The sequence below is a fragment of the Pseudomonas thivervalensis genome (assembly GCF_001269655.1).
Taxonomy (GTDB): Bacteria; Pseudomonadota; Gammaproteobacteria; order Pseudomonadales; family Pseudomonadaceae; genus Aquipseudomonas; species Aquipseudomonas thivervalensis.
The window spans coordinates 464906-478605 of sequence record NZ_LHVE01000007.1 but is presented as its reverse complement, the minus strand read 5'-3'; the positions used below and the strand labels follow the sequence as shown (position 1 = coordinate 478605).

Annotated in this window: 7 protein-coding genes; 2 read left to right on the top strand and 5 right to left on the bottom strand. The window is 62.5% G+C overall.

Going from position 1 to position 13700, the window contains the following annotated elements:
* Nucleotides 1-248: 248 nt before the first annotated feature.
* The 5 genes from AD659_RS09865 to AD659_RS09845 form a co-directional block, all read right to left on the bottom strand.
* Entirely contained in the window at nt 249-1409 is a 1161-nt protein-coding gene (locus AD659_RS09865) for a zinc-binding metallopeptidase family protein (protein WP_053120650.1), read from the bottom strand.
* Between the two features lie 230 nt (nt 1410-1639).
* Nucleotides 1640-3997, bottom strand: a complete 2358-nt coding sequence (gene ligA, locus AD659_RS09860) for an NAD-dependent DNA ligase LigA (protein WP_053120648.1) — start codon at nt 3995-3997, stop codon at nt 1640-1642.
* A gap of 195 nt (nt 3998-4192) precedes the next feature.
* Nucleotides 4193-5038 carry a cell division protein ZipA gene (gene zipA, locus AD659_RS09855; protein WP_053120646.1) on the bottom strand — a complete coding sequence of 282 codons (846 nt, stop codon included), beginning with the start codon at nt 5036-5038 and terminating at the stop codon, nt 4193-4195.
* A gap of 258 nt (nt 5039-5296) precedes the next feature.
* Entirely contained in the window at nt 5297-8785 is a 3489-nt protein-coding gene (gene smc / locus AD659_RS09850) for a chromosome segregation protein SMC (RefSeq protein WP_053120644.1), read from the bottom strand.
* Between the two features lies 1 nt (nt 8786).
* Entirely contained in the window at nt 8787-9446 is a 660-nt protein-coding gene (locus AD659_RS09845) for a GntR family transcriptional regulator (RefSeq protein ID WP_053120642.1), read from the bottom strand.
* 382 nt (nt 9447-9828) lie between these two features.
* On the opposite strand from AD659_RS09845, the gene xdhA reads away from it, so the two are divergent.
* Both xdhA and xdhB read left to right on the top strand, forming a co-directional pair.
* Complete coding sequence (xdhA, locus tag AD659_RS09840; protein WP_053120640.1) at nt 9829-11283, top strand: xanthine dehydrogenase small subunit; 1455 nt, start codon at nt 9829-9831, stop codon at nt 11281-11283.
* Nucleotides 11276-13669 carry a xanthine dehydrogenase molybdopterin binding subunit gene (gene xdhB / locus AD659_RS09835; RefSeq protein WP_053120638.1) on the top strand — a complete coding sequence of 798 codons (2394 nt, stop codon included), beginning with the start codon at nt 11276-11278 and terminating at the stop codon, nt 13667-13669. The genes xdhA and xdhB overlap by 8 nt, the downstream gene beginning before the upstream one ends.
* Nucleotides 13670-13700: the final 31 nt, after the last annotated feature.

The window sequence follows — 13700 nt, the reverse complement described above, 5'->3', positions numbered from 1 at the left end:
CCGTTCGCGTCGGATTAAAAACTGAAGATGTTCAAGCACTTGCTGAGGAACTCTGCTTGCCTGCGATAGCGTTGGCACATCCAGGCATGGATGCTGGCTGACCGGCCGCTATCGCGAGCAAGCTCGCTCCCACAAGGGATCTGCGCTTGGACGCCGGAGCAGCGAATACCCTACGCCCCCTGTGGGAGCGAGCTTGCTCGCGAAGGCGTCGGCACATTCGGTATGGATACAGGCTCCTGCCACAGGACCTACAACAGCACCTCATCCGCCCGACCACCCTCCTCCTGAATCACCAGATGGATGAAGTGCAGTTTGGTGATCACCGCCGCCGGTACGACGAATGGGTAGAAATCCGGCTGACCCATGCTGCGGGACAATTCGTTGAGCATACCGGCCAGTTCGATCCAGGCGTTGACGAACGAGAGGAAAGCCGCGCCGCCTGCATGCTCGGCGTCGTACAAGGTCTCGGGCGGAAACGGCTGGTAGTCGAAGTCCATTTCCCGGGCACTCATGCCGAAGCCCAGGGCGGTGTCCACCGCGTCCATCATATGCAGGTAATGGGCCCAGGTTTCCGCCCAGTCTTCCCACGGGTGCATGGTGGCGTAGGCGCTGACGTAGCGGGTTTGCCAATCCAGCGGCGCGCCTTGCTGGTAATGCCGCTCCAGGGCGTCGGCATAACTGGCGCGCTCGTCGCCGAACAGTTCGCGAAAAGCCTCGAGCCAGTGGCTGTTGGCAATCAGCCGGTCCCAGTAGTAGTGCCCCACCTCATGGCGAAAATGCCCGAGCAAGGTGCGATACGGCTCACGCATCTGCTGGCGCACGTATTCACGATGGGCATCGTCCGCCTCTTTGATGTCGAGGGTGATCAGCCCGCTGGCATGGCCGGTCATCGGCGGTTTGCCGTCGGGGTCGACGCCGATGAAGTCGAAAGCCAGGCCGATGTTTTCGTCGACGGTCTTCGGGATGACCGGCAAGCCGAAGGTAATCAATTGCGCGACCAACCGACGCTTGGCGGTCTCGACCTTGCGCCAGCGTTCGGGGTTTTCCGGGATCGACAGATCGGGAATAGTACGGTTCAGGCTACAGGCGATACACAGGGTATCGCGTCCATTGTCCGGCAGCAGCCAATTGCAGGCTGCCGGGGTGTCGAGGTTGGCGCAACGGCGGAACAGTCCGGCTTGCGGGTCGGCATCCAGTGTCCAGGTGTCGGATTGCTCGCCGGGTTGCAAGGACGTCAGTCGGCTCTGCTCGGGCTGATAACCCAGCGCCGCCAGGCAGGCCAGGCATTGGCTGTTGCGAAAGAACAACGACTGGCCGCAGCGGCACGGCCAGACCTTGCTGTTACGTGACCGATCGCCCAGGAACGGCGCGGCGATGCGTGAGCTCAGTTGTTCGAAGAAGCGGTACATGGCGATCTCTCCCTGGAGCCTGCAAGACTAGATCACCTTAGGTTCATGATCGTTCCAAAGCACTGCGTCATAGCGCCGATCAACCGTGGCGAGGGAGCTTGCTCCCGCTCGGCGGCGCAGCCGTCGCAAAACCGGCTAATGCGGTCCACCAGGAGCATTGTGTCGCCCCGATTGTGGCGGCTGCGCCACCCAGCGGGAGCAAGCTCCCTCGCCACAAAAGCCGAGCACCCTCAGAGCGGGATGCCATGCTCAGTCAAGAAATCGACAAAGGCTTGTTCGTCGAGCACTTTAAGCCCCAGCTCGTTGGCCTTGGTCAGTTTCGAGCCTGCCCCCGGTCCAGCCACCACGCAGTGGGTTTTCGCCGACACGGAACCGGCGACCTTCGCCCCCAGGCTCTCCAGCTTGTCCTTGGCGACGTCGCGGCTCATCAGCTCCAGCGAACCGGTCAGCACCCAGGTGTGCCCTGCTTCGGGCAAGCCTTCGACGACCTTCTTCTCGCTCTGCCAGTGCATACCGAAATCGCGCAATTGTTGTTCCGCGGCCTCTGCCTGCTGACGGTTCGCGGCGATGGCGAAGAACTCCCGTACGGCATTGGCCTGCTTTTCCGGCAGTGCCTGGCGCATGTCCAACCAATCGGCGTTCATCACCGCTTCGAGCGAGCCAAATTTGTCTGCCAGCTTCTGCGCCCCGCCCGGCCCCACCGAAGGAATGTGCAGCTTGTCGAGAAAGCCGCCCAGGGTGGTGCTGGCGGAGAACTCGGCGCCCAGTTCGCCTTGGTCCTGGATCTCCAGGCCATGGCGCAGCAGATCCTTGATCACCTGGCAGTTATGCGGGTCTTCGAAGAAGCTGTGGATCTCGTGGGCGACTTCCAGGCCGACGTCGGGCAAGTACGTGAGCACTTGGGGCAACGCTGCCTGTACGCGCTCCAGCGAACCGAGGGAGCGGGCCAGGACCTTGGCGGTCTCCTCGCCGACGTCCGGGATGCCCAGGGCATAGATGAAACGCGCCAGGCTCGGCTGCTTGCTGTCGACGATGGCGGCCAGCAGGTTTTTGCTCGACAGTTCGGCGAAGCCTTCCAGGTCGACCACTTGCTCGAAGGTCAGCGCATACAGGTCGGCAGGCGAACCCACCAGGCCCTCATCCACCAGTTGCTCGACGCTCTTCTCGCCCAGGCCTTCGATGTCCATGGCCCGACGCGAGACGAAATGGATGATCGCCTGCTTGAGCTGCGCGCCACAGGCCAGGCGACCGACGCAGCGGTACACCGCGCCTTCGCTGACAGTTTCGCGGCCCTTGCTGCGCTTGATCAATTGCGTGCGCTCGACGTGGGAGCCGCAGACCGGACACTGCTGGGGTACTTCCACCGCACGGGCGTTTTCCGGACGGCGCTCGGTGACGACCTGTACCACCTGCGGGATCACATCCCCGGCACGGCGGATGATTACCGTGTCGCCGATCATCACGCCCAGGCGCGCCACTTCGTCCATGTTGTGCAACGTGGCGTTGGCCACGGTTACGCCGGCGACTTTCACCGGCTTGAGACGGGCCACCGGAGTCACCGCGCCGGTACGGCCGACCTGGAACTCGACGTCCAGCAACTCGGTGAGCTCTTCGGTGGCGGGAAACTTATGGGCAATGGCCCAGCGCGGTTCCCGGGCACGGAATCCAAGCTCGCGCTGGGAAGCGATGCTGTTGACCTTGAACACCACACCGTCGATCTCGTAGGGCAACGCGTTGCGCCGCTCGCCGATGTCACGGTAGTAGTCCAGGCATTCATCGATGCCGTGGGCGAGCTTCAATTCACGGCTGACGGGCATGCCCCAGGCCTTGAGTTGCTTGAGATTGCCGATGTGGGTGTCGGCGATGTCCGACGTCACCTGGCCAATGCCATAGCAACAGAACTCCAGGGGACGGTTGGCCGTGATCCTCGAATCGAGCTGACGCAGGCTGCCGGCCGCCGCGTTGCGCGGGTTGGCGAAGGTCTTGCCGCCCGCCTCCAATTGCGTGGCGTTGAGACGCTCGAAGCCGGCCTTGGACATGTACACCTCGCCGCGCACTTCCAATAGCGGTGGCCAGCCACTGCCCTGCAGCTTGAGGGGAATGTTGCGCACAGTGCGCACGTTGACACTGATGTCCTCGCCCGTGGTGCCGTCACCGCGGGTGGCGCCGCGCACCAGCATGCCGTCCTGATACAACAGGCTGACCGCCAGGCCATCGAGCTTCGGTTCGCAGCTGTATTCCACCGCCGCGCCGCCGCCCAGCAAGTCGCCCATGGGCAGGTCGAGACCTTCGGTCACCCGCCGGTCGAATTCGCGCATCGTGGTTTCGTCGAAGGCGTTGCCCAGGCTGAGCATCGGGATCTCGTGACGCACCTGGCTGAACGCCGACAGCGCCACGCTGCCGACCCGCTGGGTCGGGGAATCGCTGGTAACCAGTTCCGGGTGCTGCTCTTCCAGGGCCTTGAGTTCGTGGAACAGGCGGTCGTACTCGGCGTCCGGGATGCTCGGTTCATCGAGGACGTGGTAGCGGTAGTTGTGCTGGTCCAGCTCGGTGCGCAGCTCTAGGATACGGGTTTCGACGGCGTTCATGGGTGTTCTCTCATAAAGCAAAAGAGCAGCCTGGGCTGCTCATTTTCTCAATATTTCAATCGCATGGAGCTGTAGGAGCGTAGGAGCTGACGAGTGCAACGAGGCTGCGATCTTTCCCCAGACACTTAAATCCCAAGCGAAAGGTCAAAAGATCGCAGCCTTCGGCAGCTCCTACAGGGTCTGCGATCCTTGGCCTCAGCGCTTCTGGGTCAGTGCCCGGCGCTCGAATTCGACGATGCGCTGGCGGTAGTGCTCGATGGTCTGGGCGGTCAGCACGCTGCGCTGGTCATCCTTCAGTTCGCCATTGAGCTCCTGGGACAGCTTGCGCGCCGCGGCTACCATCACGTCGAAGGCCTGCTTGGGATGACGTGGGCCTGGCAGACCGAGGAAGAAGCTCACCGCCGGGGTACTGAAGTGATCGATGTCGTCGAGGTCGAACACACCGGGCTTGACCGCGTTGGCCATGGAGAACAGCACCTCGCCGTTGCCGGCCATGCTTTCGTGACGGTGGAAAATGTCCATCTCGCCGAAGCGCAGGCCGCTTTCGAGGATGTTCTGCAACAACGCCGGACCCTTGAAGCCGGCCGGGTCGCGGCAGATCACGCTGATCACCAGCACTTCTTCAGCCTGGGCCTGGTCCTTGTCGGCGCTCGGGGCCTTGTTTTCGTCCGGGAAGTCGCCGTCGCGACTGTTGAAGCTCGGCCCGCCATCCAGGTCGAGGTTCAGGTTCAAATCACCCTGGGACGGCTCGCTGTTGCGCTTGCCGCGCTTGGAACCCGACTCCCGTGGTTCACGAGCAGGTGCGCTCATCGACGGCAAGTCGTGTTCGTCCAGTTGCGGTTCCTTGTGGGTGTCCAGCACCCGCGGCGGGCCCAGCAGTTCGGCGCTGTCATCCTCATCGGGCAGGTTCGACAGGCTGCGATCCAGGCGAAACTTCAGTTTCCCCTTGCCGCCGCGCATCCGACGCCAGCCGTCGAAAAGAATACCGGCAATGACAATGATGCCGATGACGATCAGCCACTCGCGCAGACCGATTTCCATGTAATCCCGTGCCTCTATAAAAATGCTGAAAAATAAGGGGCTTAGCTATTTGCAAACCGCTTTAAAACGTGGCGCCAACTCTATGTTCTGAATGGCGTTTTGCCCACGCATACGAAAAATTGACATTAAACTAGCACGACCAAAGATAACTTTACACCGTCTGTCGCATAGGCTTGTGCCCAATCTGTGAATTGAACATCAGCCCCCAGGGTAAAAATTACCTAAAGCGTTCGAAGTGGAAGCCCTACAACGGGTTCTTCAGGCGTCCACCATGGCCATGGCCTCCTCCACATCCACTGCCACCAGTCGCGAACAGCCCGGCTCGTGCATGGTCACCCCCATCAATTGATCGGCCATTTCCATGGCGATCTTGTTGTGGGTGATGTAAATGAACTGCACCGTTTCAGACATCTCCTTCACCAGCCGTGCGTAACGGCCTACGTTGGCGTCGTCCAATGGTGCGTCGACCTCGTCGAGCATGCAGAACGGCGCCGGATTCAATTTGAAAATGGCAAAGACCAGGGCCAGCGCGGTCAGCGCCTTTTCGCCACCGGAGAGCAAATGGATGGTGCTGTTCTTCTTGCCAGGAGGACGCGCCATGATTGTCACCCCTGTATCGAGTAAATCTTCGCCCGTCAGTTCCAAGTAGGCGCTGCCGCCACCGAAAACTTTTGGAAAAAGTGCCTGCAAACCGCCATTGATCTGATCAAAGGTATCCTTGAAGCGGTTGCGGGTTTCCTTGTCGATCTTGCGGATGACGTTTTCCAGGGTCTCCAGCGCTTCCACCAGATCGTCGTTCTGAGCGTCCAGGTAGCGCTTGCGCTCGGACTGCTGCTGGTACTCGTCGATGGCCGCCAGGTTGATGGCCCCCAGGCGCTGGATGCGCTGGGAAATGCGTTCCAGTTCTTCCTCGGCGTCCTTTTCGTTCGCCCCGGCCACCAGGGTGGCGAGCACGCCGTCGAGGTCGTAACCGTCTTCCAGCAACTGGTCCTGCAAGGCTTTGCGCCGCACCGTCAGAGCTTGCCACTCCATGCGCTGCTGTTCCATCTGGCCACGGATCAGCTGGGATTGCTGCTCGGCCTGGCTGCGGCGCTTCTCGGCGTCGCGCAGTTCACGGTCAGCGTCCTCCAGGGCGATCTGCGCCGTCTTGAGCTCTTCGTCGACGCTCATGCGCTTGTCGAGCAACTCTTCGAGCTTGAGGCGCAGCTCTTCCAGCGGCGCTTCGCCCTCCTCCAGATTGAGGCTCAACTGCTCGCGTTTTTCGGTCAGGCGTTCGGACTGCATTTCCAGCCGCTCCAAGGCCTGGCGCGTGGAATCGTGCTGGGCCTTGAGCGAGCCCAGGCGCACCGCCAACTGATGGGCATGATCCTTGTGCTGGCGTGCTTCCTGGCGTACCCGGTCCAGGCGCTCGCGCAAGCTGTCACGCTGGGCCAGCAACAGTTCGCGCTGCTCGGTGTCGAGTGCCATGGCATCGAGGGCATCTTGCAGTTGCAAGCGCGCCTCACCGATCTGTTCGTGTTCCAGCGCCCGCTGCTCGCCCAGTTCGGCGATTTCTTCTTCCAGGCGGGTGCGACGTAGCGCCAGTTGTTCAACCTTGGCCTTGCCGGCCGACAATTGGGCCTTGAGCTCGCCTTGCTGGCGCGCTTCATCCTGCAACAGCCGCCGCAGGTGTTCGCGGCCGTTTTCCTGTTGACGCTGTTGCGCCCGCAGGTTTTGCAACTCGGTTTCCAGGGCTTCGACACTGGCCTCGCGCTCTTCGCGCTCGGCGCCCAGGCGCTGGATTTCCTGGCCGCGGGCGAGCATGCCGCTCTCGGCTTCGCTGGCCCGGCGCACCCGCAGGAAATGCCGGCCAACCCAATACCCGTCACGACTGATCAGGCTTTCGCCGGCCGCCAACTGCCCGCGCAAAGCCAAGGCCTGCTCAAGGCTGTCCACCGGCTTCACCTGCCCCAGCCAAGGCGACAAGTCGACCTGGGCCTCGACCTTGTCCAATAAGCTGCCAGGGATTCGTACCCCATCGCCGGCCGGGCTGAGCAGACGCAGATCGCCTTGAGTGAAGCCCGACAGGTCGAAGCCGCCGAAGTCATCCACCAGCACCGCTTGCAGGTCGGCCCCCAGCACGGTTTCCACCGCCAGCTCCCAACCGGCATCGACCTTCAAGCCCTCGGCCAGTCGCGGACGTTCGGCCAGGTGCTGGTCGCGCAGCCATTCAGCGGTGCCCGTGCCCGGGTTCAGCGCCGCTTGCTGCAAGGCCTCCAGCGAAGCCAGGCGCCCATTGAGCCGCTGCAACTCACCCTGGCCCTGCTGCTGATTCTGCAAGGCCAGTTGCAAGGCCTGGCGCAGTTGTTCAAGGCGTTCGACCTGGGCGTCTTCGCTGGCCTGCAAATCTTCGAGGGTGGCTTCACTGGTCGCCAGTTGCTCGCTCAACTCCAGGATCGCGGCGTCTTCCGGGTCCGCCGCGAGCAAGGCGCGCTCTTCGGACAGGCGACGCTGACGTTCGGCCAGGCGCTCCATGCTGGTTTCCAACTGCTGGATGCGCGACTGCTGGACTTCCGCCTGGCGCCGAGGCTCGGCCGAGGCCAGGTTGAAACTGTCCCACTGCTCTTGCCAGCCATGCATGGTCAGCTCGGCTTCTTCCAGGGCTGCGGCGGCCTCTTCGGCGGCGGCGCTGGTAATCTCCTGCTCCGGCGTCAGCCTGTCCAGCTCCTCGCCGAGGGTCAACAGCAGCGTACGGTCGTGGCCCAGGTGCGATTCGGTTTCCAGGCGCGCCCGCTCGGCTTCCTTCAAGTCATCCTGCAACTGCCGCAGCCGTTGCTGCCCGTGCTGGATACTCTGCTCGACCCGGGCGATGTCACCGCCCACGGAATAGAAGCGCCCTTGCACCAGATTGAAGCGTTCGGACAGGTCATGGTGGCCGTCGCGCAGGCGTTCGATAGCGGCGTCGGCGTTGCGCTGCTCAGCCACCAGGGCCTCGAAGCTGACCTCCTGGTTGCCGATGATCGCCTCACGCTGGCCGACCTGCTCGTTCAACGCCTGCCAGCGCAGGGCCGACAGCTGGGCCTTGAGCTGGCGCTCCTCACCCTTGTATTCCTGGTACTTCTTCGCGGCCTCGGCCTGGCGGTGCAGACGTTCGAGCTGGCGTTCGAGTTCTTCGCGCAGGTCGGTCAGGCGCGCCAGGTTTTCGTGGGTGCGACGAATGCGGTTTTCAGTCTCGCGGCGGCGCTCCTTGTATTTGGAAATGCCGGCGGCTTCTTCGATGAAGTTGCGCAGATCTTCGGGCTTGGCCTCGATCAGCTTGGAGATCATGCCCTGCTCGATGATCGAGTAACTGCGCGGCCCCAGGCCGGTGCCGAGGAAAATATCGGTGATGTCCCGGCGCCGACACTTGGCGCCGTTGAGGAAGTAGCTGTTCTGGCTGTCGCGGGTCACTTTGCGACGAATGGAGATTTCCGCATAGGCCGCGTACTCGCCCACCAGGGTGCCGTCGGAGTTATCGAACACCAGTTCGATGCTGGCCTGGCTCACCGGTTTGCGACTGGTGGAGCCGTTGAAGATGACGTCGGTCATCGACTCGCCACGGAGGTTCTTCGCCGAACTTTCGCCCATCACCCAGCGCACGGCGTCGATGATGTTCGACTTGCCGCAACCGTTGGGTCCGACCACCGCCGCCATGTTACTGGGGAAGTTCACCGTGGTCGGGTCGACGAAGGATTTGAACCCCGCCAACTTGATGCACTTGAGCCGCACGTCAGGCCGCCGTCAGGGCAGAAACCACCAGATCGCAACTGCGCTGGGCGTAGGCCGTGAGCACGATGCGGATCTGCGGCAAATCACGGGCCAGCACGGCGGCGAGCAGGCGCTGGAACAGGTCGAGGAACTCGCTCATTTCCGCCTTGCGTTGTTCCAGGGCCAGGAAATAGGCACGGCTCATGGCTGGCTGCAGGTTCTCGACGGTTTCCTGCAAGTACGGGTTGTTGGCGAAGGGATAGGCGGCGCGCATTACGCTGAAGCTTTCATCGACGAAGGTGCGGATGTCCTGGCGCCCGTAGGCGTCGTTGAGACGCTGCTGGATCGCGACGAACGGCGCCATGTCGGCCTGTTCTTTCCAGCCATGGGCCACGGCGTTGCCCAGCAGGATGTACAGCTCGCTCATCAGCGCGCAGAGGCTGCGCACCTTGTGCTCGGTGAGTTCGGTGACGTGGGCGCCACGGCGCGGCAGGATCGCGATCAAATGGCGTCGCTCCAGGATCAGCAAGGCCTCGCGGACCGAGCCGCGGCTGACGTTGAGCGCCAGCGTGACCTTCTGCTCCTGGATGCGCTCTCCCGGTTTCATTTCGCCGCGAATGATGCGTTCGGCGAGGTGATGGGCGATTTGCTCGGCGAGGCTGTCCGGGGCCTTGAACGTCATGGTTGTCCTTCAAACTCTTCGATCTGCACAAGCGGCGCAGTGTAGCGCACTCGGTACGTCATGGCGCAGGGCCTGCAGCGGGATTTTGGCACGATATAAGCAAAAAAGTTTGAGCCCTCATCCTGAAACAGAACCTGTGGAAGAGCCTGTAGGAGCGAGCTTGCTCGCGATAGCGGTCTGTCAGCTTGCATCCATACTGAATGTACCGCCGTCATCGCGAGCAAGCTCGGCTCCCACAGGGTTCTACAGTGTCCATAGCACGTTGTTTATCGACCAGATGGATTTTCTTGACCCTTAAGTCAGAAAATCGTTGACCGAAAAGTCAGACCTGATAAATTCAGGCCCACGTCGATACAACAATAATGAGTCTGCGAGGCCTTCCGTGATCCAGTTTTTACTCAACCAGGAACTCCGTAGCGAGCACGCCCTGGACCCGAACCTGACCGTGCTCAACTATTTGCGCGAACACGTTGGTAAACCCGGCACCAAGGAAGGCTGCGCCAGCGGCGACTGTGGTGCGTGCACCGTGGTGGTGAGCGAACTGGAAACAGACGCGGATGGCCGCGAACGCATTCGCTACCGCAGCCTCAACTCGTGCCTGACCTTTGTCTCGTCCCTGCACGGCAAGCAACTGATCAGCGTCGAAGACCTCAAGCACCAGGGGCAACTGCACAGCGTCCAGCAGGCGATGGTCGATTGCCACGGTTCGCAATGCGGTTTCTGCACGCCGGGCTTCGTCATGTCGTTGTTCGCCCTGCAAAAGAACAGCGAGCAACCCGACGCTCACCAGGCCCATGAAGCCTTGGCCGGCAACCTCTGCCGTTGCACCGGCTACCGGCCAATCCTGGCCGCCGCCGAGCAGGCCTGCTGCGGCAAGCAGCCCGACCAGTTCGACGCCCGCGAGGCCGAGACCATCGCCCGACTCAAAGCCATCGCTCCGACCGAGACCGGTGAGCTCAACAGCGGCGACAAACGTTGCCTGGTGCCGCTGACCGTGGCCGACTTGGCCGATCTCTACGACGCCTATCCCCAGGCGCGCCTGCTGGCCGGCGGCACGGACCTGGCCCTGGAAGTCACGCAATTTCACCGCTCCCTGCCGGTGATGATCTACGTGGGCAACGTCGCCGAACTCAAGCGCATCGAGCGTTTCGACGATCGCCTGGAGATCGGCGCCGCCACCGCCCTCTCCGATTGCTACGAGGCCCTGGACGCCGAATACCCGGACTTCGGCGAACTGTTGCAACGCTTCGCCTCGCTGCAGATCCGCAACCAGGGCACCCTGGGCGGCAACATCGGCAACGCCTCACCGATTGGCGACTCGCCGCCCCTGCTGATTGCTCTCGGCGCGCAAATCGTGCTGTGCAAGGGCCAGACCCGTCGTACCCTGGCCCTGGAAGACTATTTCATCGACTACCGGGTCACCGCCCGTCAGGAAAGCGAGTTCATCGAAAAGATCATCGTGCCCCGGGCCAGTGCCGAACAGGCGTTCCGTGCCTACAAGGTGTCCAAGCGCCTGGACGACGATATTTCCGCGGTGTGCGCGGCGTTCAACCTGCGCATCGACAATGGCGTGGTCCGTGATGCCCGCGTGGCCTTCGGCGGCATGGCCGCCACACCGAAACGCGCCAAGCATTGTGAAGCCGCATTGATCGGCGCGCCGTGGACCGACAGCACCGTCGAACGCGCCTGCGCCGCCCTGGCCGAGGACTTCACGCCACTGTCGGACTTCCGCGCCAGCAAGGAATACCGCCTGCTCAGCGCCCGCAACCTGTTGCGCAAATACTTCATCGAACTGCAAACGCCGCACATCGAGACTCGGGTGACCGCTTATGTCTAACCATCACGCCGTAGAGAAGACCCAGGCCGAACTGGCCGAGCTGTTCGCCCGCGACCTGACCACCGGCGTGGGCCGCAGCGTCAAGCACGACAGCGCCGCCAAACACGTGTCCGGCGAAGCGCAGTACATCGATGATCGCCTGGAATTCCCCAACCAGTTGCACGTCTATGCCCGGCTGTCAGACCGCGCCCACGCCCGGATCATCCGCATCGATACCGCGCCCTGCTACGCCTTCGAAGGCGTGCGCATCGCCATCACCCATGCAGACATTCCGGGCCTGAAGGACATCGGCCCGCTGCTGCCCGGCGACCCGCTGCTGGCCATCGATGACGTGCAGTTCGTCGGCCAACCGGTGCTGGCCGTGGCCGCCAAGGATCTGGAGACGGCACGCAAGGCGGCCATGGCCGCGATCATCGAATATGAAGACCTGGAACCGGTGCTGGACGTGGTCGAGGCCCTGCGCAAGCGGCACTTCGTGCTCGACAGTCACACCCACCAGCGCGGCGATTCGGCCACGGCGCTGGCGAGCGCCGAGCATCGCATCCAGGGTTCGCTGCACATCGGCGGCCAGGAACACTTTTACCTGGAAACCCAGATTTCCTCGGTGATGCCCACCGAAGACGGCGGCATGATCGTCTACTGTTCGACCCAGAACCCCACCGAAGTGCAGAAACTGGTGGCCGAAGTGCTGGGCGTGTCGATGAACAAAGTCGTGGTGGACATGCGCCGCATGGGCGGTGGGTTCGGTGGCAAGGAAACCCAGGCCGCCAGCCCGGCGTGCCTGTGCGCCGTGATCGCGCACCTCACTGGCCAGCCGACCAAGATGCGCCTGCCCCGCGTCGAAGACATGCTGATGACCGGCAAGCGCCACCCCTTCTACATCGAATACGACGTCGGCTTCGACAGCACCGGCCGCCTGCATGGCATCGCCCTGGAACTGGCCGGCAATTGTGGCTGCTCGCCGGATTTGTCGGCCTCGATCGTCGACCGGGCAATGTTCCATGCTGACAATGCCTACTACTTGGGCGATGCAACCATCAACGGCCACCGCTGCAAGACCAACACCGCGTCGAACACCGCCTACCGGGGTTTCGGCGGCCCCCAAGGCATGGTCGCCATCGAAGAGGTGATGGATGCCATCGCCCGGCACCTGGGGCTCGATCCGCTGGCGGTGCGCAAGGCCAACTACTACGGCAAGACCGAGCGCAACGTCACCCATTACTACCAGACCGTCGAACACAACATGCTCGAGGAAATGACCGCCGAGCTTGAACAAAGCAGCCAGTACGCCGAACGCCGTGAAGCGATCCGCCGCTACAACGCCAACAGTCCGGTCCTGAAGAAAGGCCTGGCGCTGACCCCGGTGAAATTCGGCATTTCGTTCACCGCCAGCTTCCTCAACCAGGCCGGCGCCTTGATCCACGTCTACACCGACGGCAGCATCCACCTCAACCATGGCGGCACGGAAATGGGCCAGGGCCTGAACACCAAGGTCGCCCAAGTGGTGGCCGAGGTGTTCCAGGTAGAAATGGACCGCGTGCAGATCACCGCGACCAATACCGACAAAGTACCGAACACCTCGCCCACCGCCGCTTCCAGTGGCGCCGACCTGAACGGCAAGGCAGCCCAGAATGCCGCCGAAATCATCAAGCGCCGCCTGGTGGAATTTGCCGCGCGGCAGTACAAGGTCAGCGAAGAAGACGTGGCATTTCACAACGGCCATGTGCGGGTGCGCGATCACATCCTGACCTTCGAAGCGCTGGTGCAACAGGCGTATTTCGCCCAGGTCTCGCTGTCGAGCACCGGCTTCTACAAGACCCCGAAAATCTACTACGACCGCAGCCAGGCCCGTGGTCGGCCGTTCTACTACTACGCCTATGGCGCAGCGTGTGCCGAGGTGATCGTCGACACCCTGACCGGCGAGTACAAGATGCTGCGCACCGACATCCTCCACGACGTCGGCGCTTCGCTGAACCCGGCCATCGACATCGGCCAGGTCGAGGGTGGCTTCATCCAGGGCATGGGCTGGCTGACCATGGAAGAACTGGTGTGGAACGACAAGGGCAAGCTGATGACCAATGGCCCGGCCAGCTACAAGATCCCCGCCGTGGCAGACATGCCGCTGGACCTGCGGGTCAGGCTGGTGGAAAACCGCAAGAACCCCGAAGACACGGTGTTCCACTCCAAGGCAGTCGGTGAGCCGCCGTTCATGCTCGGCATCGCCGCGTGGTGCGCCATCAAGGACGCCGTGGCGAGCCTGGGGGATTACCGGCAGCAACCGAACATCGATGCGCCGGCGACGCCGGAGCGGGTGTTGTGGGGGTGTGAGCAGATGCGGGGGGTGAGGGCGGTTAGTGCTGAGAAAATTGAAGCCGAAATCGTCTGACGATCGTTCCCACGCTCTGCGTGGGAATGCA